At 70.7% G+C, this 26,061-nt stretch carries 25 protein-coding genes and 4 pseudogenes; 10 read left to right on the forward strand and 19 right to left on the reverse strand.

The window, feature by feature from the left end; genetic code table 11:
• Positions 1-20: 20 nt before the first annotated feature.
• The 5 genes from MM440_RS04935 to MM440_RS04955 all read left to right on the forward strand — a co-directional run bounded on the left by MM440_RS04935 (position 21) and on the right by MM440_RS04955 (position 6,006).
• A complete protein-coding gene (locus MM440_RS04935; RefSeq protein WP_241442998.1) occupies positions 21-1,646 on the forward strand; it encodes an ATP-dependent DNA ligase in 1,626 nt (541 codons plus the stop codon).
• Positions 1,647-1,767: 121 nt separating this feature from the next.
• Positions 1,768-2,796, forward strand: coding sequence for a thermonuclease family protein (locus MM440_RS04940; RefSeq protein ID WP_241443005.1), 1,029 nt, complete (start codon positions 1,768-1,770; stop codon positions 2,794-2,796).
• 75 nt (positions 2,797-2,871) lie between these two features.
• On the forward strand, positions 2,872-3,825 hold the full coding sequence (gene metA, locus MM440_RS04945) for a homoserine O-acetyltransferase MetA (RefSeq protein WP_241443007.1): 954 nt from the start codon (positions 2,872-2,874) through the stop codon (positions 3,823-3,825).
• Positions 3,826-3,876: 51 nt separating this feature from the next.
• Positions 3,877-4,530, forward strand: coding sequence for a maleylpyruvate isomerase N-terminal domain-containing protein (locus MM440_RS04950; protein WP_241443009.1), 654 nt, complete (start codon positions 3,877-3,879; stop codon positions 4,528-4,530).
• 162 nt (positions 4,531-4,692) lie between these two features.
• Positions 4,693-6,006: a DUF2786 domain-containing protein gene (locus tag MM440_RS04955; protein ID WP_241443011.1), complete on the forward strand. Its 1,314-nt coding sequence runs from the start codon at positions 4,693-4,695 to the stop codon at positions 6,004-6,006.
• Positions 6,007-6,076: 70 nt separating this feature from the next.
• Here the strand turns inward: MM440_RS04955 and MM440_RS04960 are convergent, their stop codons facing one another.
• Positions 6,077-7,057, reverse strand: coding sequence for a helix-turn-helix transcriptional regulator (locus MM440_RS04960; protein WP_241443026.1), 981 nt, complete (start codon positions 7,055-7,057; stop codon positions 6,077-6,079).
• An 89-nt stretch (positions 7,058-7,146) separates the two neighbouring features.
• On the opposite strand from MM440_RS04960, the gene MM440_RS04965 reads away from it, so the two are divergent.
• Positions 7,147-7,518 carry a VOC family protein gene (locus MM440_RS04965; RefSeq protein WP_241443036.1) on the forward strand — a complete coding sequence of 124 codons (372 nt, stop codon included), beginning with the start codon at positions 7,147-7,149 and terminating at the stop codon, positions 7,516-7,518.
• Between the two features lie 31 nt (positions 7,519-7,549).
• On the opposite strand, the gene MM440_RS04970 is transcribed toward MM440_RS04965, so the two are convergent.
• The 7 genes and pseudogenes from MM440_RS04970 to MM440_RS04995 form a co-directional block, all read right to left on the reverse strand.
• Positions 7,550-7,801, reverse strand: a complete 252-nt coding sequence (locus MM440_RS04970; protein WP_241443038.1) for a hypothetical protein — start codon at positions 7,799-7,801, stop codon at positions 7,550-7,552.
• Positions 7,762-8,490 (reverse strand): annotated as a pseudogene (locus MM440_RS04975) (glycoside hydrolase family 3 N-terminal domain-containing protein); the annotation flags it as partial. The gene MM440_RS04970 and the pseudogene MM440_RS04975, both read right to left, overlap by 40 nt.
• A 5-nt stretch (positions 8,491-8,495) precedes the next feature.
• A complete protein-coding gene (locus MM440_RS04980; RefSeq protein ID WP_241443040.1) occupies positions 8,496-10,076 on the reverse strand; it encodes a glucoamylase family protein in 1,581 nt (526 codons plus the stop codon).
• A 48-nt stretch (positions 10,077-10,124) separates the two neighbouring features.
• Positions 10,125-10,947 (reverse strand): annotated as a pseudogene (locus MM440_RS04985) (carbohydrate ABC transporter permease).
• 14 nt (positions 10,948-10,961) lie between these two features.
• Positions 10,962-11,138, reverse strand: coding sequence for a hypothetical protein (locus tag MM440_RS04990; protein ID WP_241443042.1), 177 nt, complete (start codon positions 11,136-11,138; stop codon positions 10,962-10,964).
• Positions 11,139-11,253: 115 nt separating this feature from the next.
• Positions 11,254-11,598 (reverse strand): annotated as a pseudogene (locus MM440_RS17580) (extracellular solute-binding protein); the annotation flags it as partial.
• A 217-nt stretch (positions 11,599-11,815) separates the two neighbouring features.
• Positions 11,816-12,871, reverse strand: a complete 1,056-nt coding sequence (locus MM440_RS04995) for a LacI family DNA-binding transcriptional regulator (protein ID WP_241443044.1) — start codon at positions 12,869-12,871, stop codon at positions 11,816-11,818.
• Positions 12,872-13,113: 242 nt separating this feature from the next.
• On the opposite strand from MM440_RS04995, the gene MM440_RS05000 reads away from it, so the two are divergent.
• Together MM440_RS05000 and MM440_RS05005 are read left to right on the forward strand one after the other, a co-directional pair.
• Positions 13,114-14,085, forward strand: a complete 972-nt coding sequence (locus MM440_RS05000) for a Gfo/Idh/MocA family protein (protein ID WP_241443045.1) — start codon at positions 13,114-13,116, stop codon at positions 14,083-14,085.
• A gap of 43 nt (positions 14,086-14,128) precedes the next feature.
• Complete coding sequence (locus MM440_RS05005) at positions 14,129-14,689, forward strand: protein-L-isoaspartate O-methyltransferase family protein (RefSeq protein ID WP_241443047.1); 561 nt, start codon at positions 14,129-14,131, stop codon at positions 14,687-14,689.
• Positions 14,690-14,782: 93 nt separating this feature from the next.
• On the opposite strand, the gene MM440_RS05010 is transcribed toward MM440_RS05005, so the two are convergent.
• A complete protein-coding gene (locus MM440_RS05010; protein ID WP_241443049.1) occupies positions 14,783-15,433 on the reverse strand; it encodes a DUF2461 domain-containing protein in 651 nt (216 codons plus the stop codon).
• Positions 15,434-15,546: 113 nt separating this feature from the next.
• Here MM440_RS05010 and MM440_RS05015 point away from each other — a divergent pair, with 113 nt between their 5' ends.
• A complete protein-coding gene (locus MM440_RS05015) occupies positions 15,547-16,521 on the forward strand; it encodes a TIGR03557 family F420-dependent LLM class oxidoreductase (protein WP_241443051.1) in 975 nt (324 codons plus the stop codon).
• A gap of 27 nt (positions 16,522-16,548) precedes the next feature.
• The gene (locus MM440_RS05020; protein ID WP_241443053.1) at positions 16,549-17,115 is read left to right on the forward strand and encodes a DUF2231 domain-containing protein; all 567 of its coding nucleotides are present in this window, start codon (positions 16,549-16,551) and stop codon (positions 17,113-17,115) included.
• 56 nt (positions 17,116-17,171) lie between these two features.
• Here MM440_RS05020 and MM440_RS05025 read toward each other — a convergent pair whose 3' ends face one another.
• The 10 genes and pseudogenes from MM440_RS05025 to MM440_RS05065 all read right to left on the reverse strand — a co-directional run bounded on the left by MM440_RS05025 (position 17,172) and on the right by MM440_RS05065 (position 25,975).
• A complete protein-coding gene (locus MM440_RS05025) occupies positions 17,172-17,870 on the reverse strand; it encodes an SDR family NAD(P)-dependent oxidoreductase (protein ID WP_241443055.1) in 699 nt (232 codons plus the stop codon).
• Positions 17,870-19,102 carry a sialidase family protein gene (locus MM440_RS05030; RefSeq protein ID WP_338155605.1) on the reverse strand — a complete coding sequence of 411 codons (1,233 nt, stop codon included), beginning with the start codon at positions 19,100-19,102 and terminating at the stop codon, positions 17,870-17,872. Before MM440_RS05030 ends, MM440_RS05025 begins: the two co-directional genes overlap by 1 nt.
• Entirely contained in the window at positions 19,099-19,878 is a 780-nt protein-coding gene (locus tag MM440_RS05035; RefSeq protein ID WP_241443058.1) for an HpcH/HpaI aldolase family protein, read from the reverse strand. The genes MM440_RS05030 and MM440_RS05035 overlap by 4 nt, the downstream gene beginning before the upstream one ends.
• The gene (locus tag MM440_RS05040; RefSeq protein WP_241443060.1) at positions 19,875-20,852 is read right to left on the reverse strand and encodes an aldo/keto reductase; all 978 of its coding nucleotides are present in this window, start codon (positions 20,850-20,852) and stop codon (positions 19,875-19,877) included. The genes MM440_RS05035 and MM440_RS05040 overlap by 4 nt, the downstream gene beginning before the upstream one ends.
• On the reverse strand, positions 20,849-21,184 hold the full coding sequence (locus tag MM440_RS17260; protein WP_338155610.1) for an ABC transporter ATP-binding protein: 336 nt from the start codon (positions 21,182-21,184) through the stop codon (positions 20,849-20,851). Before MM440_RS17260 ends, MM440_RS05040 begins: the two co-directional genes overlap by 4 nt.
• Before the next feature lie 39 nt (positions 21,185-21,223).
• Positions 21,224-21,699 (reverse strand): annotated as a pseudogene (locus MM440_RS17265) (ATP-binding cassette domain-containing protein); the annotation flags it as partial.
• Positions 21,696-22,517 carry an ABC transporter ATP-binding protein gene (locus MM440_RS05050; RefSeq protein ID WP_241443061.1) on the reverse strand — a complete coding sequence of 274 codons (822 nt, stop codon included), beginning with the start codon at positions 22,515-22,517 and terminating at the stop codon, positions 21,696-21,698. The pseudogene MM440_RS17265 and the gene MM440_RS05050, both read right to left, overlap by 4 nt.
• Positions 22,514-23,422, reverse strand: coding sequence for an ABC transporter permease (locus tag MM440_RS05055; protein ID WP_241443063.1), 909 nt, complete (start codon positions 23,420-23,422; stop codon positions 22,514-22,516). Before MM440_RS05055 ends, MM440_RS05050 begins: the two co-directional genes overlap by 4 nt.
• On the reverse strand, positions 23,419-24,387 hold the full coding sequence (locus MM440_RS05060; protein WP_241443065.1) for an ABC transporter permease: 969 nt from the start codon (positions 24,385-24,387) through the stop codon (positions 23,419-23,421). The genes MM440_RS05055 and MM440_RS05060 overlap by 4 nt, the downstream gene beginning before the upstream one ends.
• On the reverse strand, positions 24,353-25,975 hold the full coding sequence (locus MM440_RS05065) for an ABC transporter substrate-binding protein (protein ID WP_241443066.1): 1,623 nt from the start codon (positions 25,973-25,975) through the stop codon (positions 24,353-24,355). The genes MM440_RS05060 and MM440_RS05065 overlap by 35 nt, the downstream gene beginning before the upstream one ends.
• Positions 25,976-26,061: the final 86 nt, after the last annotated feature.

The raw sequence follows: 26,061 nt of genomic DNA on the forward strand, positions 1-26,061 counted from the left end.
GCGTGAGGCACACTGGGGCGATGGTGCTCGACGACGTGGTGCAGACCTCCCAGGCCGTGGCGGCGACCCGGTCACGCACGGCCAAGGTCGACCTGCTCGCCCAGCTCCTCGCACGGACCAGCCGCGAGGAGGTCGTCGCCACGACCTCCTTCCTCTCCGGGAGCCTGCCGCGTGGTCGGGTCGGAGTCGGATATCGCTCGCTGCGTGAGCTGCCCGAGCCTGCCACCGAGCCCACGATCACGGTCGCGGAGGTGGACCGGTGGCTCGCCGAGCTGGCCGCCCTGGAGGGCAGCGGATCGACGGCCAAGCGCCGAGATGCGTTGCGCAGCTTGCTCGCTCGCGCGACTGCCGACGAACAGCGTTATCTGACTGCGTTGCTCGTCGGCGAGCTGCGTCAAGGCGCTCTCGACGGCGTGATGCTTCCCGCTGTCGCCAAGGCGGCGGGCGTCGACCTGGACCTGGTCCGCCGGGCCGCCATGCTGTCCGGGAGCACGCCGACCGTGGCCCAGGCGGCGCTCCTCGGGGGCGCGGAGGCGCTCGAGGCGATCGAGCTGGAGGTGCTGCGACCCGTGCAGCCGATGCTCGCGGTGTCGTCCCCCACCGTCGCCGAGGCGTTGACCGAACTCGTTGGGGCACAAGGCGATCCGAAGGATGCGTCCGACCTGCCGGACCGTGTCGAGGTGGCCGTGGAGTGCAAGATCGACGGCATCCGGGTCCAGGTGCACCGCGACGGTGACGAGGTCGTCGTGGTCACCCGCAGCCTCGACGACATCACCTCCCGGCTGCCCGAGATCGTCGACCTCGCCCGCGCCCTCCCCGTAGACCGGGTGGTCCTGGACGGTGAGGCCGTCGCCCTGCGTCCCGGTGGCCGGCCGCAGCCGTTCCAGGTGACCGGCGCTCGGACCGGGAGCCGAGGTGACGCAGCCGTGCTGCGCGAGCGGACTCCCCTCACGGTCTACCTGTTCGACGTGCTGCACCTCGACGGACGCACCCTGCTCGACGAGCCGCTCGCCGTGCGACGGGCCGAGCTGCAGCGCATCGCCCCCGACGCGGTCATCCCATCGATCACCACCGCGAGCGCGCAGGAGGCGCAGGAGTTCTTCGACGGCGTGGTCGCCGACGGGCACGAGGGTGTGGTGGTCAAGGCGCTCGACCGTCCCTATGCCGCGGGCCGACGCGGGGCCGGCTGGATCAAGGTGAAGCCGCGGCACACGTTCGACCTGGTCGTGCTGGCGGTCGAGCACGGCAGCGGCCGACGCCGGGGCACCCTCTCCAACATCCATCTCGGGGCGCGTGACCCGCGCACCGGCGAGCTGGTGATGGTCGGCAAGACGTTCAAGGGCATGACCGACGAGATGCTCGCCTGGCAGACCAAGCGGTTCACCGAGCTGGAGACCGCACGCGACGACTGGACCGTGCAGGTGCGCCCGGAGCAGGTCGTGGAGATCGCGATCGACGGGGTGCAGACCTCCTCGCGCTACCCCGGCGGGATCGCACTGCGGTTCGCCCGGGTGCTGCGCTACCGGGACGACAAGACCGCTGCCGAGGCCGACACCCTGGACGACCTGCGGCGCCTGCACGGCGATCCCGCGGACGAGGGCACGGGCGCGGGCGCGGCCGAGGAAGCGAATCCCGCAGCACCGTGAGGCCTCCGCCCGGTTTGCCCGGGATCGCGCCAGGGTCCGCTCCCCTGGCCGGCCGGGGCAACGCGTGCCATGCTCCCCCGCAGGGAGGCCCGGTGACGGGCACGGAGCAGGGACGGTCAGCATGGCACGAGCACGCCGCAGCGCAGCGGTCGCCGTCGGTATCACCGCGGTCCTCGGTGCGTCCGCATCGTTCGCGATCGCTCACGTGCGGCCGGCGCCCGAGCCGGTCTACACCGTGGTGCGGGTCGTCGATGCCGAGAGCGTCGACCTGAGGGGTCCGGCGCAGGCGGCCACCGGGGCGCAGGCGGCCACCGGGGCGCCGGTGACGACCCGCGTCCGGCTGGTCGGCATCGACGCGCCCAACCTCGCGCACGGCACGACGCGCGCCCAGTGCCTGGGCCCGGAGGCGGCGGGCTACCTACGCGGGCTGCTGCCCGCGGGCACTCCCGTCCACCTCGACGTAGCCCCCGGCGCGGCCCCCGTCGCCGGTCGGACCCTGGGAGCGGTGCGCCGGGTGTCGGACGGCCGGCTGGTCAACGAGGCGCTGGCCCGGCGCGGGTTGGCCGTGGCCTTCTCGCACGGGGTCGACCCGCACACCTTCGAGCTCGCCCGGGGCGCCCAGGTCGCGGCCGCGGGTCTTGGCGCCGGGCTGTTCGACGACTCCCTGGCCTGCACCATCCCTGCGCTGCTCGAGCGGTCCCGGGTGGCGATGGTCGCCGCCACCGAGACGGTGGAGTTCGTCGCCCCTGCGCGCGCCAAGCCGGCCTCCGACGCGCTCGCCGGCCCGGTCGCGCTGGCCCGGGGCACCAGCCGCTCGCTCTCCGGGTCGACCGACCCGATCGTCGTGGCCGTCCGCAGCGCCCCCATCGTCCACGACGCCCAGCGGTCGCTCGACGACGCCATGGCCAACGGGGACGCGACCCGGGCCGCCCTGCTCAGCCGCGACCGGGTCTACCAGCTGAGCATGAAGGAGATCGCCCGGCGCAACGCGCTCGCCCTCGAGCGCAAGCGGCAGCTCGACGCGCTGATCCGGGCCTCGCAGCGCAAGGCCGCAGCGGAAGCCAAGCTGGCCGAGTCCCGGGTGCTCGACGACCCGCGTGCCACGGACCCGCGTGCCACGGACCCGGCCACGCCTCGTCCCACGGGCTGAAACCCGGCACCCGTTCATTCGCCCGCGGCGAGAATGGGGCGCGTCCGGGCGAACGCATGCCACGAGGAGGCCCCCATGCCGGTCACCATCCCGCGCGACCTGCCGGCGCGCGTGACGCTCGAGGCCGAGAACGTCTTCCTCATGACCGAGGACCGGGCGTTCACCCAGGACATCCGCCCGCTCAAGATCGCCGTCGTCAACCTCATGCCGACCAAGGTCGCCACCGAGACCCAGCTGCTGCGCCTGCTCGGCAACACCCCGCTGCAGGTGCAGATCACCTTCCTCGCGATGGCGAGCCACGAGTCCCGCAACACCTCCTCGGAGCACCTCGACGCGTTCTACGCGACCTTCGAGCAGGTGCGCGACGAACGCTTCGACGGACTGGTCATCACCGGGGCACCGATCGAGCTGCTGCCGTTCGAGCAGGTCAACTACTGGGACGAGCTGTGTCAGATCATGGACTGGAGCCTGGACAACGTGTTCTCCACGCTCTACATCTGCTGGGGGGCGCAGGCGGGGCTCTACCGGCACCACGGCATCGAGAAGATCGTCCTCCCGGACAAGATGTTCGGGGTCTTCGACCACCGCATCCTGCGGCCCCACGCGCGCGTGCTCTCCGGCTTCGACGAGGTGTTCCCGGCACCGCACTCGCGGCACACGGGCACCCGGGCGCAGGACATCCACGCCGCCGAGGGCATCGAGGTGCTCGCCGAGAGCGACGAGGCCGGCGTCTACCTCGCCGCCAGCGAGGACGGCCGGCAGATCTTCGTCACCGGCCACCCGGAGTACGAGTGGGACACCCTGCTCGCGGAGTACCAGCGCGACGTCTCTCGCGGCCTGGACGTGCCGGTCCCGCGCAACTACTTCCCCGGCGACGACCCCACGCAAAAGCCCCGGGTCACCTGGCGCTCGCACGCGTTCCTGCTCTACGCCAACTGGCTCAACCACTGCGTCTACCAGCGCACGCCGTACGACCTCGGCGCCCTCTCGACCAGCGAGCACCACCCCGGCGACGACTGGGTCATCTAGCGCTCTCGGCTCTCGGGGGGCCTCAGCCCGGGTGCTCGCTACCCTCGCTCCATGGCCACCCTGAACTGCTCGCTCCAGCAGGCCGCGTCCGAGTTCGCCGCCCAGGCGCGTTCTTTCCTGTCGGCCGCCGAGGGTCTGGACGAGCGCGAGCTGCTCGACCCCGCGCGATGTCGCGGCTGGAGCCGACTGGACGCGGTCGTGCACGTCCGGGTGGGGCTCGACGAGATGTCAGCGGTCGCCGGGGTGCACAGCCGCGCCCCGATCGACCACGACGCCGCCTCCTACTGGCGGACCCACCCGGACGACAGGGACGCCGACCCGGTCCCCCACATCTTGGTGCTGCGTCGCACCGCCAGCGCCTACCAGCGGCCTGCCTCGGCCGTGCGGCACCTCACGGAGGTCGTGCATCGAGCCATCGCCGTGGTGGACGGCATGCCAGATCAGCCCGTCGCGTTCCAGGGCAAGACCCTCGCGGCCGGTGACTTCGTCGCCACCTGGGTCGTCGAGCTCGCCGTGCACCAGCTCGATCTCGCGCTCCACGACGCACCCCCCGGGTGCCGCCTGGCACGCCAGACGCTGGAGGCTCTGGCCGACGCGAGGCTGCCGGACGCTCTGGACGATGCGTCGGCGGTCCTGGTCGGACTCGGTCGTGACCCCTGGCCGGCGCACCTTCCACGCCCGCACGGCTTCCCGATCAGCCTCTGAGACAAGCCCGTAGAGCCCTTGGTCGCCTCGCGTCGAAGCCTCGCGGGCATCAGGTGCGCGGCGCTCACCGAGCCTCGGTGCGTCGCGCGGAGATGGGGGTGTGTCACAGGGCCGTGGCACGGTAGTCCCAGGACATGGCGGCACGACCGAAGCGAGGACCTGATGCACGGCACCAGAGGCAACGACCCAGGCGGCACTACCGACCCGACCGACCACCACCGACTCGTCCGCGAGGCAGCCATGCTGGCGGGCAGCCGCGGCTCGCACCGAGCTCTCGAGCGTCTCGTGGACGACATGTCCGCTCGCTTGGTGGGTGCCGAGCGCGCCCCCATGCTCGACGCGATCGTGACCGTCTCGACGGAGGGGCTGCGGAGCTGCTGGACCCACGGCTGGCAGCCCGAGGAGCTCACGCGCCACGTCGAGCGCACGACCGGCGCGGACGTGGCCGCACTGCTCGCAGACCTCATGGTCGACGAGCTGACCGGCTATCCACCGGCGTCGGTGCACCCGGACTTCTTCGACCAGCTCACCGCCGTGCGGGCGACCCGCTGGTGGCCCGTCGAGCAGCACTGGCTGGCGGCCCGTGCTGACGCCGCCGGCAGCTGGTCGGTCACCGTGGAGCAGATGGTGATCCTCGTCGCCGTGCTGCACCTGGCACCGCGCCTCACGGTGCTCCCACCCGTCCCCGGGTCGGCGTTGCCGGCCCGCGCCGCCGACCACCCGCACCACGTCGACGCCAAGACGCTGCGCACCGTGCGCCAGCTGCTCGCCAAGGCCGAGTCGACCACCTTCCCGGCCGAGGCCGAGACGTTCACCGCGGCCGCCCAGAAGCTCATGGCCCGGCACAGCATCGACCAGGCCATGCTGGCTGCCGCAGCGGCGGCCGAGCACCCCGGTGGCGGCGCCCTCGGTGGGGCTGACGGTCCGCTGTCCCGGCGGCTCTGGATCGACACCCCCTACGTGCGCGAGAAGGTCGCGCTGGTCGCCCAGGTCGCCGACGCCAACCACGCCCGCACGGTGTGGCAGAAGGAGCTCGACGTCGTCACGGTGATGGGGCACGAGGCCGACCTCGACGCCGTCGAGCTGCTGTTCACCTCGTTGCTCGTGCAGGCCACCCGCGCCATGCAGCAGGAGGGCAAGCGGGTGACCGCGTGGGGTGACTCGCGCACCCGGAGCTTTCGCAAGTCCTTCCTCGCCGCCTACGCCATGCGCATCGGCGAGCGCCTGCAGGAGGCCTCCCGGGCCGAGACCGAGCAGGCCTCGGACGAGCTGGCCCGCCAGGGCCGAGGTGCTCTCGTGCCGGTGCTCGCCGCCCGCGACGCCGCGGTGCAGGCCTACGCCGAGCAGGAGTTCCCGCGGGTGCGCACCGTGAGCATGGGCTCTACCCACGACGCCGAGGGCTGGCACCGCGGTCGACAGGCCGCTGACCGCGCCGCCCTGGGCGCCCCGCCCAGGCGGCCGGTGGCGCGGCGCTGAACCGCCGGCGCTAAGTCCGCGGCGCTGAGCCCTGACGGTCGACCCCTGCCGCCCGACCCGTGCCCACCCGTCAGGGCCGCTGCGCGTCGGCGCAGATCGACGCCGCTGGTCGGTGAGCCTGAGACAGATCCGTGGCCAGGTCGTGGATCCGCTGGACGGCCTCGGGAGGGTCCAGGACCTGGATGTGGTCCCCGAACTGCAGGAGCTGGCGCACCGATTCCACCTCCGGGTAGGCCACGGTGATGACGACCCACCCGTGGTGGGGCGTGCTGGCCCTGACGAGTCGCGTGCCCAGGATGCGACGGGCGAGGTCGAGCCGGCTGGCCCGCAGGCGTGCCTGCACCTCGACCCTGGCGCCGTCCGTCGAGAACTGTTGCAGCAGAACGCTCCACACGCTCTGCAGGGTCTCGCCGGGTCGCCACCGCGCGGTGTCGTCGAGCACGTCGTAGCTCTCGATCCGACTGGCGTTGAACATGCGGGGACGCCCCTCGACGTCACCGACGAGATACCACGAGCTCCCCTTGCCGGCGAGGCCGTAGGGGTCGACGACGTAGCTGTGGCTCGTCGGTCGGCCGCTGTGGCGATAGCGGATGGTGAGGCGTCGTCGGTCCCGTGCGGCGGTGAGCAGGTCGGCCAGATCTGACCCCGGGGAGTCGGTGAACCAGCCGAGCGGGTCGATCAGCAGCACCTCGGCCAGCTGGGTCGGAGCGGGCACTCGGCGCGCGGCGGCGTCGAGCTTGTCCCGAGCGCGTGCCCCGACGTCTCCCAGCCCGACCTGCTCCAGGCGTCCGGTGTCGAGGCCGAGGGCAGCCAGCAGCTGCAGCTCTGCCGGCTCGAGGCGGGACAGGTCCAGGCGCGCGCGCCGGTCCAGGACGATGGCCCCGTTGCGGCCGCGCTCGGCATGCACCGGGACACCGGCGGCGGACAGCGCGTCGACGTCGCGCAAGATGGTGCGCTGCGACACCTCGAACCGCGCCGCCAGCTGCCGAGTGGTCATCCGTTCGTGCGCCTGGAGCAGCAGCACGATCGACAGCAGCCGCGACGCCTTCATCTCGCCATGATCTCAAAAAACATGACACAGACTGTCGTCTATCGCTGCTGTCCTGGTCTCCCCGATGGCACCAGCGAAGGAGAGCTCACATGTCCGCGCCCAACCTGTTCATCGTGTACGTCACGGACGTCACGGAGTCGACAGCGTTCTACTCGACGGCGTTCGAGATCGAGCCGCGCTTCACCAGCCCACGGTTCGTGGAGTTCGAGGTCGCCCCGGGGGTCGGCCTGGCGCTGTGGTCCGGGCACGCGTCGGCCGTCGCCCCGGACGCGGTCCGCACCAGTGAGGTGTGCCTCAACCTGCCGGGCGGGCCCGGTGAGATCGACGCCCAGTTCCGGCACTGGCAGCAGCTCGGGATCGAGATCCTCCAACCGCCGCACGACGACGTCTTCGGGCGCACCTTCGTGGCGAGGGACCCCGATGGGAACCTGCTGCGGGTCGCACCCGTCGACCCGGCCTGACTCACCCTGGCGCTCGAACCCGATCGACGACCTAGGACGCCGGCGCCCCCGGGAAGTCCAGCCCGTGTCGGCAGGCGAAGGTCGGGTCGGCCGTGTCGTTGGCGACGTCCTCACGGGACCGGCGCACCGCCTCCATCGACGACGGCAGCTCGAAGGGCAGTCGCCCCTGCGGGACGATCTCGCCGGTGAGGGCGGCGATCAACGCCTCGTCCGAGGTGCCGTAGGTCCCGGTCAGGACCTGCGCCGCCTCGGCCCGCCGCCCGGGAAGTGCTTGGTCACGCACGCCACCGATCGTGGTCCGACCTGGCCGCCCTGCAGCCCGTCCAGGTAGGCCGCGGTCAGCGCCGCGACCCGGTCGGGGTCAGCGCCGAAGGTGCCGGCCTGGCGCGCCCAGCGCGGCTCGGTGCAGAGGTCGACGGTCGGGTGCAGGGCGGCCCGGATGCCGAGAGCGCGGTACTCCTCGTTGGCCACCTCGGCGAACTGGCGCACCAGCTCGGGGTCGTCGAGGGCGGCCAGCCCGATCGGCTCGGGCCACTGTGACAGGTGACCGGCGCTGAACGAGACGCCGGCGTTGTCGATGTAGCCGTGCCGCGGGTCGGTCGAGATGGTCACCGGGATCGAGTGCGGCGCCTGCGCCGCCAGGTCCTGGATCGCGTTGTGCCACCGCGCGGCGAGCCGAGGCTCCGGGAGAGCGTGCACGTTGAAGTGGTTGACGAGCTTGTCGACGATGACCTCGCGCGACCCGGTCTTGCTGATCGCGCCGGGCCCCTTCAGGGGTGCGCCGTCGGCGCCCGCCTCGATGACCGTGTGGAACATCAGCCCGGCCTTCTCCTCCAGGCTGAGCCGAGGGACCAGGTCGGCGACCCGTTCGGCGGTGCTGAGGCGAGGGTCCTCGAAGGGCTCCATCGTGCCGTTGTGGTTGAGGTCGCGGAACGCCGTGCCGTCCGGCGCGGTCAAGGTGGTGGCCGCCATCGTCGTCAGACTCCCGCCGAGAAGGTCTCGATGCCGATCACGGGACGCAGGGCACGCTCTACCTCGCTCGTGGCGAAGTAGCGCCGGACGATCCCATCGCCCGCCACGTTGCCGATCGCGCCGAGGATCATCGCCTGGTCGAGCGACAGGTAGCGCCGAGCGATCCTGCCGGATCGGGTCGCGACCGCGTCGTAGAACCCGCCTGGGCCGTAGGCGTGCAGGTTGCGCTCGATGCGCACGAGGTTCTCGGTCGCCGCGGCCCGCTCGTGCATCATCGCGAGGAAGGCGGCGTGCGGCGTGACGACGCCGTCGCCGAAGGTGGGGTGCGGGTTGGTGGCCGGGCGCACGGTCCCGAAGCCGATGTCGTAGTCCGTGTTCTCCTGGTCCGAGAAGTAGCCGTCGGGCTTCATCCCGAGCGCGTCGACGCCGTACTCGCGGTAGCCGCCGGCAGGGTTGCTCGCCGGGCTGAATCCCCAGTAGCCGTAACCGGCTTCGACCATCCCGTGCCCACGCTGCGCACGGACGTGCAGCGGGTGGTTGACGCCCCACGACCGCGGCGCCCAGTCCTCCTCCGGCACAAAGAGATCCGGCATGAGATCCTCGAACATCGAACCGCCCCAACCGGGCACGATGCGCGTGCCGCGGTAGGTGTAGGCGCCCTCGAAGACGTCGATGCCGAAGTAGGTGCGGTGCACGCCCACGGGCTTCATCTCCGGCCACGACCAGTCGTCCGACTCCGGGAAGGTGCGCCAGGTGGCGTAGTACGCCTGCACGGGCACCTGCCCGGTCATGATCCCGAGGTAGGTCGTGATCCGTGTCTCGCTCACCGCGGTGTCGTAGTGGTGGTTCGTGTACCAGACGTCCGGTCCGACACCGATGTGGTTGCCGGTGAAGACCGACTTCTCCGGCGGCACCGGCTCGTCGTAGAAGCCACCGTGCATCAGCCCCCCGGGTCGCGAGGCCTTGGCGTCGTAGAACATGTCCCACCGCATCCGGTCGAACAGCCGACGCGCGGTCTTGCGGTTGCTGGGGTCGGCCTGCGCGACCAGCCAGAGGGCCGCACCGAGCCAGGCGTTGTCGATGCTGGAGTAGAACGGGTAGACCCGGTCGCCGTTCTCCGGCCAGGTCCGCAGCACCGCACCGGTCGCCTCGTCGTACCAGTTGACGTACATTCCGCTGGCGGGGTGCACGCTCATCCGCGACAGCGTCGCGAGCGCGGCGGCGATCCGCCTGCGGCACTCCCCCGGGTTGATGAGGCCCAGGTCGCGGGCGACGATCGTGCACCACCGGTAGCCGCCGATGTTCGTCGGCGAGGTGTGGCCGGAGCGGGTGGTCAGGGTGCCGTCGATGTTGTCGGCGACCAGGCTGGTCCTCGGGTGGGCCATGGCGGTCATCGAGCGCCAGGTGTCGCGGGCCCAGCGTCCGAGCAGGGGGTCGAGCCGCGGTCTACGACCGCCTGCCCCCGGGACGACCGTCGTCGAGGCGGGAGCCGCGCTGGCGGACGGGGCGATCAGCCCGAGGGCCGCGCCTCCCACACCGGCTCCCATGAGGGCGCGACGGGACAGCTGAACATCCTTGGGGAACATGGTGATTCCTCTCCATCGAGGGTCGTGCACGGGGGACTGCGGGACGGTCTACTTGATGCCGGTGGTGGCGATGCCCTCGATGAACCGTCGCTGGAAGACGAGGAACACCGCGAGGATCGGCAGCACGACGAGAGTCGCCCCGGCGAGCAGCAGACCGTAGTTGGTCTGGTTCTGCCCGACGGAGTAGAGCGCCAGGGCCACGGAGAGCGTGTAGCGCTGCTCGGTGGTGGCGACGACGAGCGGCCACAGGAACGAGTTCCACGAGCCGAGGAACGTCAGGATCCCCAGGGTCGCGAGGGCGGGACCGCACAGCGGCAGGATGATCCGCCAGAAGATGCGCAGCTCGCCGGCGCCGTCCACGCGCCCCGCATCCAGCAGGTCGCGCGGCAGGTCGCTGATGAACTGGCGCATCAGGAAGACGCCGAACGGGGTCACGAGGAACGGCAGGATCAGCCCGGGCAGGGTGTCCACCAGCCCCACGTTGGCGACCAGGATGTAGAGCGGCACGAAGGTCACGACGCCGGGGATCATCAGCATGCCCATGACGAGCGCGAAGAGGATCTTCTTGCCGGGGAACTCCAGCATCGCCAGGGCGTAGCCGAGCATCGAGCAGAAGACCAGGTTGCCCGCCGTGACCGTGACGGCCACGATGATCGAGTTCGTGAAGTACCTGCCGAAGTTCAGCCGCGCGAACAGCTGAGTGTAGTTGTCGAGGGTGGCCTTGTCGGGCCACCACGTCGGCCACCCGCATCAGCTCGGCGTCAGTCTTGACCGACCCGAGCACCATCCAGACGAAGGGCGCGAGCACCAACACGAGGGCGAGGGTGAGGGCGGCGTAGAGCCACCAGCGAGAGCCAGATCGTTTGTCCAGCACGGGATCTCCTACTAGATCTTGTCGCGCATGAGGCGGAACTGCAGGAAGGTGACCACCGCGATCACGGCGAAGATCGTGTAGCTCATCGCGGAGGCCAGCCCGTAGTTGCCGAAACCGAACTGCTGGTAGCTGTACATCGACATCGACACGGTCCAGTTCAGCGGGCCGGCCTTGTCTCGACGTACCACGGGATGCCGTAGGACGTGCCGCCGACCTCGTGGTCATCTGGGCGCCGCTGAAGAACGCGCTCTTGTCGATGGACCCCGGCGTCGCGTCGAGCGCGTCCATGCCGGCGAACTCGCCCATCCAGGTGGTGCCGACCATCGCCAGGTCGGGGGTCTTGTTGGCGTTGATCGCGCTGGTGAACTTGTCGTGCGCCGAGTCCCACGGGATGGCGGCGACGGTGATCTTGGTGCCCGGGTTGTCGGCCTCGAACTTCTTGGCCAGCTGGCCGAGCAGCTCCCCCTTGGTGCCCATCGCCCAGACCGTGAGGTTGCCGGTGGCCTTCCCCGCGGCGAGCGAGGATCCAGTGGCCGGCGCACCGGACGGGGACGAGCCGGTCTCGGCGCGGCCGCACGCGGCGACCGATGCGGTGGCAAGCGAGAGGGCGATGAGCACGGTGGCCGAGCTGCGGTGGGTGCGCTTCATGGCATTTCCTTGCAGGGGTCCCGCCCGGGTCAGGGAGGGTGATGGGTCTTGCGTCGTGTGGTCGTTGTGGTGGGTGTCGGGTGGTGGTGCGTGTCGGGTGGTGGTGGTGCGTGTCGGGTGGTGGTGGTGCGTGTCGGGTGGTGGTGGTGCGTGTCGGGTGGTGGCGGTGCGTGTCGGGTGGTGGCGGTGCGTGTCGGCGTGGTGGCGCGCGTCGGCGTCAGCGGTGGGGGTGCCGGCTCGGCCCCACCACGCCCAGCGGGGATGGCGGGTCGCAGCCGCACGACTGCCGCACCACCAGCTCGGTGGGCAGCACCACGAAGGCGCCGGGGGGCTCGCCCTCGAGTCGGCGGCGCAAGCGGTCGGCGGCGAGGCGGCCCAGCTCGGTGACCGGCGGACGGACGGTGGTGAGACCGGGGCTGATGTAGCGCGCGGTCATGACGTTGTCCCACCCGACGACCGCGACGTCGTCGGGCACCCGGACACCCTCACGCTGAAGGTGTTTCATCAGGGCGACGGCGAGCTCGTCGTTGGCACAGACGATCCCGTCGATGCGGTCCAGGTGCGGCAGGAGCTGCTCGGCAGCGGCGACGCCCAAGGGCTCGCGCAGCTCGACCCGGAGCGGGTCCAGCGCGGGCCGCAGGCCGTTCGCTGCCAGCCCCGCGAGGAAGCCGCGGTGCCGCTCCCCCACGTCATGGCTCGGGCGGGGGTCGCCGACGAACACCAGCCGGCGACGGCCGTGCTCGACGAGATGGGTGGTGAGGGCCGTTGCGGACGAACGAGACTCGGCGGTGACGCTGTCGGCCCCGCGCACCTTCCCCTGCGCGACCACGACCACCGGGCGGGTCCCGGCGATGCGCTGGATCAGCGTCTTGGGGACGCTGCTGCGGGCGAGGAAGGCGAGCCCGTCGACCCGACCAGCGAGCTGGCGCACCGCCGACTTGACGTCGCTCTTGGGCTCCGCGATCAGGACGACCGAGCTGTGCCCCGTCTCGGACGCGGCCTGCTCGAACCCCATCATGAGGTCGGCGTAGTACGGACCGCTGAGGTGGGGCAGCACCAGGCCGTAGGCCTCCTGGCGGCGGACCACCAGGCTGCGCGCGGCGGCGGTAGGGACGTAGCGCAGGTCATCCGCGGCGCGCCGGACCCGGTCCCGCGTGGCGGCGCTCACCTTGGCCGACCCCTGCAGCGCGCGGCTCACCGTCGCGATGGACACGCCCGCGCGCTCGGCGACGGAGTAGATCGTCGCGTCAGCGGTGCTGCTCGTGCCGGCCATATCACGTCCTCGTGGTGGCGGTGCGGTGGTGGTGCGGTGCGGGTGGCGGTGCCGTGATGGTGCGGTGGTGATGGTGCGGTGGTGATGTAAGCGCTTACATGTGGTGCCGTTCACAGTTGCCCCCTCCTCCCCGCGCTGACAAGGGTCTGGCTCGGCCATGATGAGAGGCGCACCAAGCACCATGAGAGGCGCGCCCCAACATCCCCAGCCCCCGAGCACGCCCGTCACCCCCAGGAGGCCCTATGCCGGACGACGACACCCCCAACCCTTCGGCTCTGACTCCCGTGCGCATCGGGGTGGTCGGCGCCGGGCCGTGGGCCACGGTGCACGCAGGCCACATCGCCCGTCACCCGGACGTCGAGCTGGCGGGCGTCTGGGCGCGCCGGCCCGAAGCCGCGGCCGAGGTGGTCGCCGCAGCCGGCGGCACGGTCTACGCCTCGGTGGCGGAGCTCCTCGACGATGTGGACGCCGTGGACCTCTGTGTGCCACCCGACGTGCAGCCTGCGCTGGCGATCGAGGCCGCCCGCGCCGGCAAGGCGCTGATGCTCGAGAAGCCCATCGCCGCAACACTTTCCGAGGCCGAGGCTCTCGCGGCGGCTTGCCGGGAGAGCGGAGTGGTGACCCAGGTGATGCTGACGCGCCGGTTCCACCCGGTGACTCGCGCCTTCCTCGAGACCGCCCGCCGTGAGCTGCCCCCGGACCGGGTGGACGGCGTCGTGGCGACCTTCCTGCACGGCGCCTTCCTGGGCGGCCCGATGGCGACTCCGTGGCGGCTGCGGGAAGGTGTGCTGCTCGATCTCGGGCCGCACCTGCTGGATCTCGTAGAACAGGTGGCCGGGCCGATCGAGTCGGTGACGGCGGCGACGAGCCCCGGGCACACGCTCGCCGTCACCGCGCACCACCGCGAGGGCGCCGTGAGCCAGCTGACCATGAGCGGGCACACCGGCGGGCGCAGCGACCACCGGGTGCTGGCGTTCGGCGAGACCACGAAGCTCGCCTTCGACGCCGCCGACGTCGACGAGGCCACCTGCTTCGCCACGGCGCTCACCGAGCTGGTCGCGGCGATCCGCACCGGCAGCCCGGTAGTGGCGGACGCCGAGCGGGGGCTGGAGCTGCAGCGCCTCCTTGACCTGGTCCACATGGCCCTGGGCCAGACGACCGCGCGTCAGAAAACCCCGCGTCAGACAACCCCGAGTCAGACCGCCCTGGGCTGACGCCCGGGTTGCCCGCAACCGGATCACGGCGCTCAATGGGGACATGGACGACTCCGTCAGGGCGGCGTTCGCCGCCTGCCCCCGCGACCACTACCTGCCGGAGGGTGAGCACCGCCGGTCCGGCATGGACCAGGCGCTGCCGACCCTCGCCGGCTCGACCTGCTCGCAGCCGTCCACGGTGGCCGACATGCTGGGCCTGCTCGGCGTCGCGCCAGGCCAGCACGTCCTCGACATCGGCTCGGGCTCAGGCTGGACGACCGCCATGCTCGCGCACATGACCGGGCCGCAGGGGTCGGTGCTCGGGCTCGAGATCGATGAGCAGGTCATGGAGTTCGGCCGCGACAACCTGGCGCGCGGCGAGTTCCCTTGGGCCACCATCCGACTCGCCAACCCCGTCGTGCTCGGTGCGCCCGAGGACGGCCCCTTCGACCGGATCCTGGTGTCCGCCATGGCTCGTCGCGTCCCCCACCCCCTCGTCGATCAGCTGGCCGAGGGGGGTGTCATGGTCGTCCCGGTGGCCGGAGTGATGCTACGGATCGCCCGCTCGGCGGACGGCGTTGACACGACCGAGCACGGGTTCTACCGGTTCGTCCCGCTGCGCTGACCCAGCCCGCACCTCGCACCCGACACAGCGGCAGCCTGCTGGTCACATCTGACGTGCAGACTGCCACCGTCCTCGTCGCACCCCCTTGCCGGACTAGCGGCGCTCCTCGTCGGTCTGGCCGACGTGCTGGGCCAGCCACTGCGCGAGCGGCCGTAGCCCCTCCCAGCACTCGCGCACCTCGTCCAGGGCCGCTGGGGTCGCCAGCCAGTCGGGATCACCGAAGTCCCGCCGGACGTGGATCGCCTTGTGCCGCAATAGATCCAGGCGAGGATGGTCCGTCGTGAACCCCCTCGGCTTGGTGGCGAGCTGATCCCCACCGATGTCGTAGCCCGCCTCGTCCAGCCGGTCGAGGATTCCGTCCAGCTGCTCGCCCGGCAGGTCCTCGTCGACCGCGCGTCGATACCGCGCCAGCTGGTCCTTCGCCATCCGGTAGATCCCCCCGCCGGCGGCCAGCCCGTCCGCGTCCACCTGGACGTAGTAGGCCGGACCACCCGCCGCGCAGTAGGCGCCCTGATGCGTCTTGTAGGGCGCCTTGTCCGCCGCGAACCGGACGTCGCGGTTGGGCCTGAAGACGTGGGCAGGCCCGAACTCCGGCTCGAGCGCCGCGATCAGCGCCTCCATCGGCTCACGGACGAGCGCCTCGTAGTCACGCTTGTGCGCCTGCCACCAGTCACGGCTGTTGTGCTGCTCCAGCTCGGCGTAGAAGTCGAGCGCCGCGCGCGGGATGCCCGGGAAGTCCGTCACGCACCCCAGGCTAGGACCTCGATCGGCGGCGTGAAGCGATTCCAGCCCTGCGGGTCGCGCGCGGCAGCCCCCATGCTGTGAGGACGGCAGGCACCGCGACGGGAAGGCACCCAGTGAAGCGCATCGGCTACTTCCTCTCCTGCGAGGAGTACTCCCCCGCCCAGATCGTCGATCAGGCCCGGCTGGCCGGTGCGGCCGGCTTCGACGCGCTGTGGATCAGTGACCACTTCCACCCCTGGACCGACGCCCAGGGCGAGTCGGCCTTCGTCTGGTCGGCGATCGGCGCCATCAGCCAGGTGTGCGACCTGCCCATCACGACGGCCGTCACCTGCCCCACCGTCCGGATCCACCCGGCGATCATCGCCCAGGCCGCAGCGACCAGCGCCGAGCTGCTCGGACCGGGACGGTTCACCCTCGGGGTGGGTTCGGGCGAGGCGCTCAACGAGCACATCCTCGGCGACGCCTGGCCGCACGCCGACCTTCGACTGGAGATGCTCGAGGAGGCGATCGACGTGATCCGTCGCCTCTGGACCGGCGAGGTCGTCTCGCACGAGGGGAAGCACTACCGCGTGGACACCGCCCGGATCTACTCGCTGCCGCAGACGCCCCCCGAGATCTACATGTCCGCGTTCGGGCCCAAGGCCCTCGACCTGGCGTGCCGGGTGGCGGACGGATTCATCTCGGTCATGCCGGACGCCGACAAGGTCGAGACCTTCCGGGCGGCCAAGGGGCCCGACGCCCCGACGCAGGCCGGCTTCAAGGTGGGTTGGGGTCCGGACAAGGATCAGGCCATCGACGACGCCTTCCGCATCTGGCCCAACGCTGGGGTGCCCGGCGAGCTGAGCCAGGTGCTTCCGAGCCCCGCACACTTCGAGCAGGCCGCCGAGCTCGTGACCCGCGAGAAGTTCGCCGAGTCGGCGACCTTCGGCGACCGGGTCCAAGACCACGTCGACGCGTTCACGCCGTTCGTGGACGCCGGCTTCGACGATGTGTACGTCGCCAACATGGGGCCTCGCTACGCCGAGATGATCACGGCCTACGGCAAGGAGGTTCTGCCCGAGCTGCGGTCGCGCCACCGACGCGGCTGACCCCGCCACCACGCACAGGAGCCCACCATGACGACCGACTCTCACACCCGCCCTCGGACCCCGCTCGCCGAGCCCGTCCACGCGATCGAGCAGGCCGGCGCGCTCGACCCACTCGTCGACGTCGGCAACCGAGTCTCGGGGCTGGTGGTCAGCGACGACGCGGTCCGCAAGCTGCTCCAGGGCGCCTGGCTCGGCCACGCCCTGCACCCGCTGCTCGTCGAGGTGCCGATCGGCACCTGGATGAGCGCCTCGCTGCTCGACGTCGCGGGGGACGACAGCTCGCGCGACGATGCCCAGCTGCTCACCGGCGTGGGCCTGCTCGCAGCCGTCCCCGCCGCCCTGTCGGGATGGGCCGAGTACGCCGAGACGGACACCCGCTCACGTCGCGTCGCGGTCGTCCACGCCGGCGCCAACGCCCTCGGGATCGGGCTCCAGGTCGCGTCCTTCGTCGCGCGTCGAGGCGGTCACCACCGGCTCGGCGCCGCGCTCGGCCTGGGTGCCCTGAGCGCCGTCGGAGCGGGGGGCTTCCTCGGCGGTCACCTCGCCGCGGCCCGCAAGGTCGGCACGCACGACCCCTCGTTCGGTCCCGCGTAGCCCGCGCTCGAGAGCTGAGGGACGCGCGCGTGCGGGTGCGCCCGGGCGCGCGTCCCTCAGAGCGAGGCGCCGCCGCAGATGGTCAGCGTCTGGCCTGTGATCATCGCCGCCTCCGCCCGGAAGAGATAGCCGACCAGGGCAGCGACCTCCGCCGGCTCGATGAGCCGCCCGAGCGGTGGCGGCTGCACGGGCACAGCCGCGCGGGCGGGGTCGTCGAGCATCGGGGTCCGGGTGGGGCCCGGGGCCACGACGTTGACCGTGATGGCGCGGGGCGCGAGCTCTGCGGCCCACGACCGGGCCAGGGCAGGGAGCGCAGCCTTCGTGGCCGCGTAGCCGCTCTTGCCGGCGACCCCGACCTGCGTGCGGCTACCCAGCAGCACGATCCGACCGCCGTCCGAGATCTGATCGGTCAGGCCGTCGACCAGCTCCATGGCCGCGGCCACGTGGACCCGCCACATCTGCTCCAGGCCCGCACCGGCGCCCGCTCCGAGCCGGGCCGCGTGCTGCAGGCCGGCCGCGTGCACGATCCCGTCGAGTCCGCGACCCTCGGCAAGGACAGCAGCGACGAGGTCTTCGAGGGAGCCCGCGTCGGCCAGGTCTGCCCCGATCCAGCACACCCGGTCCGGGTCCACCCCAAGAGCCGTGGGGCGTCGCCGGGAGACGGCAACGACCTCGCGGCCGTCATCGACCAGCCGCTCGACGACGGCGGCACCGATGCCCGAGCTCGCACCGGTCACCAGCACCGGTCGATCCATCAGGCGCCCTGGACGGACGGCAGCAGGCTCGGTCGCACCCGGACGTACTCGATGCCTTGCCGCCACCAGGTGTAGGCGAGATGGAGGTCACCGTCCGGCCCGGTCACGATGCTGGGATAGCTCAGCTCACGATTGAGTCGGTCCCGAGAGTTGTTCGTCAGGCAGTAGCCATCCCCGTCCTCCACGAGCCGAACGTCGGGCCAGGTGTGGCCGTCGTCGACGGAGAGCGCCAGCGCCATGGGTGCGCGCGGGGCGCCCCAGAAGGCGGTGCGCCCGTCCTGATCGGGACTCGGCTCGGCCAGGACCGGGCCGTCGGTCTCGGCGACCCCCTCGTCGTCGATCTCGTCGTAGAGGCTCGCCCGCCGGTCGGTCGCATCCTCCCGGCTGGCCCAGTTGAGGACCATCGCCATCGACCCGTGCCCGGTGGCGACCGCCTGGACCGACGAGTTGTTGTTCGGCAGAGCCGTCGGCCGCGGCGCGGACCAGGTCTGCCCGTCGTCGATCGACTCAGTCTCGTAGACCTGGTCGGCCCACCGGCTACGGAAACAGGCCCACAGCGAGTTGTCTTGGCGCAGCACGACATTCATGTGAACGCAGCCGAGAGAATCGGGCACCGGCACCTCACGCCAGCTGGCACCGTCGTCGTCGGACAGGTAGACGCTGGACGTGTCGACGTTGCCGACCCACCGCTCCCCCGGCACCGTCACGCAGTTGAAGACGGGCAGCACGAGGCGGCCCGAGGCGAGCCGGACCGGTGGCTGACGCACGAAGACGCCTCCGTCGTCGGTGACGTCCAGGAGCACATCTAGGTCTGCCCACGTGTCCCCGCCGTCCGTCGACACACGGCGGCGCACCACCGCGGTGTCCTGGTTGCCGGCGAGCTGGGCCGTGTAGAGCAACCAGACCACCTGCCCGCCGGCCGAGAACAGGATCGGGTTCTGCTCCGACCGGGTCCCGTCGTCACTGAGCTGCACGGGCTCGCTCCAGGTCCCGTCCGATCCCCGCCGGGACAGATAGACGCTGATGTCGCTGACCCCCTCCTGGGTGCCGCCGAACCACACGCATGCCAGGTCACCGCCGGGCAGGACGGCGAGGTTGGCGGCATGGGTCTGCACCGTGGTGGTGGGCAGCAGACGCTGCTCGACGAGCGCGTCGCCGAGGGGCGCCAGCGCTCGTCCACGCTCGGTGGTGGCGACGCCAGGCGCCGGGGCCGGAGCTGTCGGGGTGGTCACGCCGTGCCCCGCGCGCTGCTCAGCTGGCTGGCGGCAGCCTGCTCGAGGTGGACCAGGTCGGAGGCGACCGTGGCGAACGTGAAGCCCTCGGCCAGCCGGCGGGCCGCCGTCTCACCGTTGGGCGTGTGGAAGCCGGCCGCGACACCGGCCGCCTCGGCTGCGGCACAGACCCGCGCGGCAGCCTGCTCGAACACGTCGTCCACCGAGGTGTCCGCCGGCGAGGCACCGCCGACGGCCAGACGCAGGTCGGACGGCCCGACGTAGATCCCGGTCAGTCCGGGGACCGCGCAGATCTCCTCGACGTTGGCGAGGCCCTGGGGCGTCTCGATCATCGCGAGCACGGAGACCGCGGCGTTCGACTCGGCCGGAACCGGCCCGATCCGCAGCATCGAGCGCATGGGTCCGTACGAACGTACGCCATGGGGCGGGTAGGTCGCTGCCGCGACCGCAGCCCGTGCGTCGTCTGCGGTGTTGACGAGTGGCACGATGACACCGGCGGCGCCGGCGTCGAGGGCCTGACCGATGTGGAACGGGTCGTTGGCCCCGACCCGGACGAGCCCCACGGCGGTGGAGCCCCGCACATCGGTGGCGGTCAGCCCGCGCAGCAGCCCGTCGTAGGAGAGCATCCCGTGCTGGGCGTCCAGGCACACGTAGTCATAGCCCACTCGGGCCAGTCGCTCGGTGCTCGTCGGTGAGTCCATGACGACCCAGTAGCCCAGGATGCGTTCACGGGCAGCGAGTCGTCGGGTGAAGTCGGCGGCGGTGGGGTCGGTCATCGGTTGTACCTCGGCATCGATCCGGCGAGGCCGGCGCCGGCCTCGTCGCAGGCGGACAGGACATCGGCCGGAAGCGGACCCGCCTCGGCGGCCGCGACATTGCTGCGCAGCTGGTCGACCTTGGAGCCACCGAGGAGCACCGCAGACACGGCGTCCTTGCTGAGCAACCAGCGAAACGCCATCTCCGCCAACGGGATACCAGCCTCATCGGCGATCTCGGTGAACGAGCGGATCGCGGTGAAGATGTCTTCGTTCCAGTAGCGGTCGCGATACATCTGGCTGAGCACCGAGGTGCCGAACCGGCCCTCCCCCGGGTCGTCGTCGAAGCGGTGCCTGCCGGTGAGCAAGCCACCGCCGAGCGGGTTGTAGACGATCGTGGGGACGTCGTGCACGGCAGCGAACTCGACGTACTCGTCCTCGATCCGGCGGGCGACGAGGTTGTAGAGCTGCTGGCCGACGACGGGACCGGGGATGCCTTCGTCGGCCGCGAGCCGTTGGAGATCCCCGACCTGCCACGCCGCGTAGTTCGACACCCCGAAGGCACCGATCGAGCCCTCCCGGATCAGCTCGGCCAGTGCGGCGACCGTCTCCTCGGGAGGCGTGGCACGGTCCGGCTGGTGCAGGTAGTACAGGTCGACGTGGTCGACCTTCAGACGCTTCAGGGACGCCTCGAGCGACAGCCGCAGACCGGCGCGTGACAGGAGCGGATTCCCTTGTGCGTCACCGTCATAGATGCCCGCTTTGGTCGCCACGGTGACGCGATCGGCGACGGGTGGCAGCAGCTCGCCGAGCAGGGTCTCCGTCCGGGTCTGGGCATATCCGTTGGCCGTGTCGACATGGGTGATGCCTGCGTCGACAGCGGCCTCCAGCATGGCCTGCGCCGTGTCCCGATCGACCGTGTCACCGAAGGTCATCGTCCCCAGCACGAGCTGAGAGACCGGGCGCGAGACGCCCTCGATCGCAAAGGTCTTCACACGCTCTCCTTCTCTGCGGTCCGCGACGCGGCAATGGCGCGCACGAGGTCCCGGGGCTTGATCCCGGACATCATCGACGGTTCCAGAGCCGAGCGACGCAACCGTCTGGTGTACTCCTCGCGCGGTCGCGCGAGCAGCTCCTCGGTGTAGCCCTGCTCGACGATCCTGCCACTGCGCATGACGAGCGTGCGCTTGGAGATCGCCCGCACGACACCGAGGTTGTGGGTGATGAAGACGTACGTGAGGCCGGTCTCCGCCTGCAGCTCGGACAGCAGCTCGAGCACCTGAGCCTGCACCGAGACGTCCAGCGCGCTCGTCGCCTCGTCGCACACCAGCAGCTCGGGGTTCGAGGCCAGGGCGCGCGCGATGCCGATGCGCTGCCGCTGTCCCCGGAGAACTCCGGCGGTTTGCGCTCCAGCGCGGTGGCGGGCAGGCCGACCCGGTCGATGAGTGCCGCGGCGACCTTGCGCTGCTCCGACTTGGACCGGGTGCCCCGCAGTGCCACCGGCTCCGCCACGATCTCCTGCGCCGTCATGTGCGGGTCCAACGACCCGTAGGGATCCTGGAACACCATCTGGATCTTGCTGCGCAAGGGCCTGAGCTGACCCTGGCTCATCGGTGCCAGGTCGGTCCCGTCGAGCAGGATCTGCCCCGCCGTCGGCTTGAGCAGACGCACGAGTGCCTTGGCGATCGTCGACTTGCCGCAACCGGACTCGCCGACCACCGCGAGGGTCTCGCCACGGTCTACCGAGAAGGAGACGCCGTCCACGGCACGGAAGGCGTGCTCGCCGTGGCCGTACTCGATGACGAGGTCCTTGACCTCGAGCAGGGGCTGGTGTGCGGTCATGCTGCGCCTCCGGTCAGGGCCGGGTCCTCCCAAGGACCGAGCTCGGGGATCGCGGCGAGCAGCCGCTGGGTGTAGGCCTGTTCGGGCCGCTCGACGATCTCGATGACGTCGCCACCCTCGACGAACTCACCGCGGTTCATCACGTAGACCCGGTCGCTCATCAGTCGCGCGACCCCGAGGTCGTGAGTGATGAGCAGGATGCCGACGCCCCGCCTCTCCTGCATCTCGAGCAGGAGGTCGAGGATGCCCGCTTGCACCGTCACGTCCAGCGCCAGGGTCGGCTCGTCCGCGACGATCAGGTCTGCATCGGTCGACACGGCCATCGCGATGAGGACACGTTGGAGCATTCCGCCGGACAGCTGGTGGGGGTACGCCTTGAGCTGCTGCTCGGGATTGCGGATGTGCACGGCGTCCATCAGCTCGATCGCCCGCTTCTGGGCAGCAGCGCGACCGAGCTTGCGGTCCTTGATCCGGATCGCCTCGACCATCTGGCGCCCGATCGTGAAGACCGGGTTCAGCGCGGTCATCGGGTCCTGCGGGATGAGAGCCACCTCGCGCCCGCGCAGCTTGTTGATCACGGTCCGCGGGCCGAGGACGTCTTGGCCGGCGATCTGAGCCTCGCCCGCCCGCACGGCGAGGTCGTCGGGCAGCAGCCGCAGGATGGCCATCGCCGTGGTCGACTTGCCCGACCCGGACTCACCGATGATCGTGACCGTCTCACCGCGATCGATGTGGAAGCTGACGCCCCGCACCGCTTCGACGATGCCGCCGGTCGTCATCAGATCGACCCGAAGGTCGTTGACCTTCAACAGATTCATGATGCCGCCTTCGTTCGGCGCACCCGGTCACGCAGGCCGTCACCGAAGAGGTTGACGCCGATGACGAGGAGCGCGATGACCAGACCGGGGATGGTGACGAGCCACCACTGCCCGGTGATGAAGAGCTGTCGGCCGTCGGAGATGATCCCGCCCCAGGTCGGGTAGGGGCGCTGCACGCCGGCGCCCAGGAACGACAGGGCGCTCTCCAGCAGGACCGCCTGCGCGAGGAGCAGGAAGACGACGACGAGCGCCTGCTGCAGGATGTTCGGGATGATGAGGCGCCCGATGATCGTGAGTCGGTGCAACCCCAGCACCCGGGCTGCGGCGACGTAGGGCTTCTCTCGCTCGACGAGCACCAGGGATCGGGTGATGCGGGCCGGCTCGGGCCACTGCGCGATCGCGATCACCAGCGTGATCACGAGAATCGATGGCCCGAACAGGGCGACGACCAGGAGCAGCATCAGCAGCAGCGGGAGCGACATCTGCGCCTCGAGGAGACGCGAGACCACGGTGTCGATCCACCCGCCGTAGTACCCCGCCAGCGAGCCCGCGACGATGCCGATCGCGCCCGAGACGAGGACGGCGAGGCAGCCGATGAGCAGCGACGTCTGGCCTCCGTGCAGGACTCGGGAGAGCAGGTCGCGCCCGTTGGCGTCGGTGCCGAACAGGTGGCCGTCGGTCATCGGCGGCAGCAGCGCCTGAGCCAATGAACCGTTGACCGGGTCCTGGAGCGGGAGGACCTGGGCGAGCAGGACGGGGATGATCACGACCCCGGCGCAGACGGCCCCGAGCCACATCTTGATGCGGCTGTAGCGGTGCCGGCGCGCGGCAGCCGACCTGCGCAGCCGGGCGGGCGTGACCACGGTCCCAGGGATGTCGGTGGACTGGGCGGTGGCGGTCGTCATGAGCTTGCCTCTCCGAGACGGACCCGCGGGTCGAGGATGGGGTAGACCAGGTCGACAGCGAGCTGGACCACGAGCGCCAGGATGACGGTGACCAGGACGGTGGCCTGGATGAGCGGGAAGTCCCGCCGCTGCAGGGCGTCGACGACGAGCGCCCCGACTCCGGGCCACTTGAAGACGACCTCGACGATGACCACGCCGTTGAGCATCGCCGCGAACCGGGTGCCGAGGGCCGTGACGACCGGGATGGCCGAGTTCGCGAAGGCGTACTTCCAGGTGAGGTCGCGCTCCGGCACGCCTCGCGATCTGGCCACCGTGATGTACGGCGCCGCGAGGTTGGCCACCATCTCGCGGCGGACCAGCCGAGAGATCAACGCGATCTGCAGGATCGCGATCGTCGCCGTCGGCAGCACCAGCTCGCCCCACGTGGCGAAGCCGGAGGGCTGGAACCACGACAGGTTCACGGCGAAGATGATGAGCAGGACGAAGCCGATCCAGAAGTCCGGCATCGACTGCCCGGCGATCGTCGCGATGTTTGCTCCGAGCTCCGGCGCGGTGTTGTTGCGCCGGGCCATCCAGACGCCGAGCGGGACCGCGATGATCGTGGTCACGACGATCGCGGCGATCGCCAGGGTGATGGTGTAGGGCAGGCGGTCCATGACCACCTGCAGCGCTGGCTGCTTGAACTGGAACGAGGTCCCGACGTCACCGTGGAAGAGGTTGCTCAGGAACGTCCAGAACTGTTGCAGCAGAGGCTGATCCAAGCCGAACTGCTTGCGGATGGCCTCCAGCTGCTCGGTCGACGGGTTCGGTGGTGCGTAGTTGTAGGCAGGGTCACCGGGCGCGAGTCGCAGCAGCACGAAGACGGTCAGGATCGTGAGGAACGCGGTGAGGACGGTCTGGCCGAGACGCTTGAGGACGTAGCTGACCGTGTCAGGACCCGACCACCGAGATGGCCCGCAGGTCATACGCGTTCGTGGGACGCAGCCGTAGCCCGCGGACCCGCTTGCGCTTGGCGAGCACGTTGTTGGGAGTCCACGCCCACATCGCCGGCCACTGCGCCCAGATCAGCTTTTGCGCCTCGTCGAGGAGAGCGGTCTGCTTGGCCTCGTCGACCTCCTGCGAGGCCCGGTCGAGCAGGTCGGTGATCTGCGGCACGACGAACCCGTGGTAGGTGTCCCGCGTCTTCTCCTTCTCGGCGGTCCCGGCGTACTGCGCGACGAGGTTGGTGATCGCCAGACCCGTCTGGTTCCCGTAGCCGTTGGCGAGGACGTCCCAGTCGCCCGACTCACCCCGACGCCACGCATTGATCTCGCCGCCCTTGGGAATCATCTTGAGCTCCAACGAGACTCCCACTGCGTTCAGCATCTGGGCCACCGCCTCGAGCACCTGGGAGGCGCCGGAGAACTCCGCGTCCTCCCAGATCACGCGGAGCTTGAGACCGGTCGCACCCGCGGCCGCGAGCATCGCCTTGGCCTTGGCCGGGTCGTAGACGTAGTCCCCCGTCTTGTAGAACCCAGACAGCGTCTTGGGCACGACGCCCTCCGCGGAGGACACCTGGTTGTTCATCAGGGCCTTGATGAGCGAGGCGTGGTCGATCGCGTGCGAGAGCGCCTCGCGCACCTCGACCTTGGACAGGGGGTGCCCGGCCGGCTCCCGGAAGTTGTAGAACAGGTGGATCAGTCGGGTGCCTGGCGTCTCGATGACATCGACCTTGGGGTCGGTCTTGAGCTTGGCCGCGGACTCCGGCGTGATCGTGTCGATGACGTCGGCCTGACCGGACGTGAGGGCGACGACGCGGCCACCCTCTTCCTCCTGGTAAGAGACGTTGACCTGCTGCAGGTGGGCGAGCTCGCCCCAGTAGTTGTCGTTGCGCGTCAGCGTGTAGCTGCCGGTGCCCGAGTCCGACTTCGCGATCACGAACGGCCCGCTCCCGATGCCACCCTGCAGCTCCTCGGGCTTGTTGGCCTTGGCCGGCGTGATGAGGATGTTGGACATCAGGCTCATCAACGACACGACCGGCTTCTTGGTCGTCAACGTGAACGTACGGTCGTCGATCTTGGCGAACGCCGGCTGCTCGGGGAACTGCGACGCGACGTACCCGGCCTTCACCTGGAAGTAGTACTTGAGCGCCGTCTCGACATCCTCCACCGTGACCTTGGAGTTGTCGCTGTAGTGGATGTCGTTGCGCAGCTTGACGGTCCACACCGTCGGCGACGTGGCCTCGAACGACTCGGCCAGCACCAGCTGCGGTGTGAGGTCGTCGCCGATCCTCGTCAGCGCCTCGCGGACGGCGCGTTGCACGGTGACAGCAGCGTCGTACTGGTTCAGCTTGTTGTCCAGGCTCACCAGGTTTCGGTTGAGGACGATGGAGAGCGAACCGCCCTCTCCTCCCCCGGTGACTGCGCTGGACTGTCCCGTCGGACCCGCACAGGCGGACAGCAGGGGTCCGCCGAAGGCCCCGGCGCCGAGGAAGCCGGCCAGCTGGAGGATGGTTCGACGCGAGGGGGTGGCGGCCCGGACGGAGGTGCGGTCGCCGGAGACTTCATGTGCCATGTCGGCTCCTCGATGAGCGGAAGGTGCGACGTCGGCGTCGCTCGTCGGCCAGCCTGACATGCACTGCGCGATTCGCGCAAGACCTG

Origin of the sequence: Arsenicicoccus piscis (genome assembly GCF_022568835.1) — a bacterium.
GTDB lineage: Bacteria > Actinomycetota > Actinomycetes > Actinomycetales > Dermatophilaceae > Arsenicicoccus > Arsenicicoccus piscis.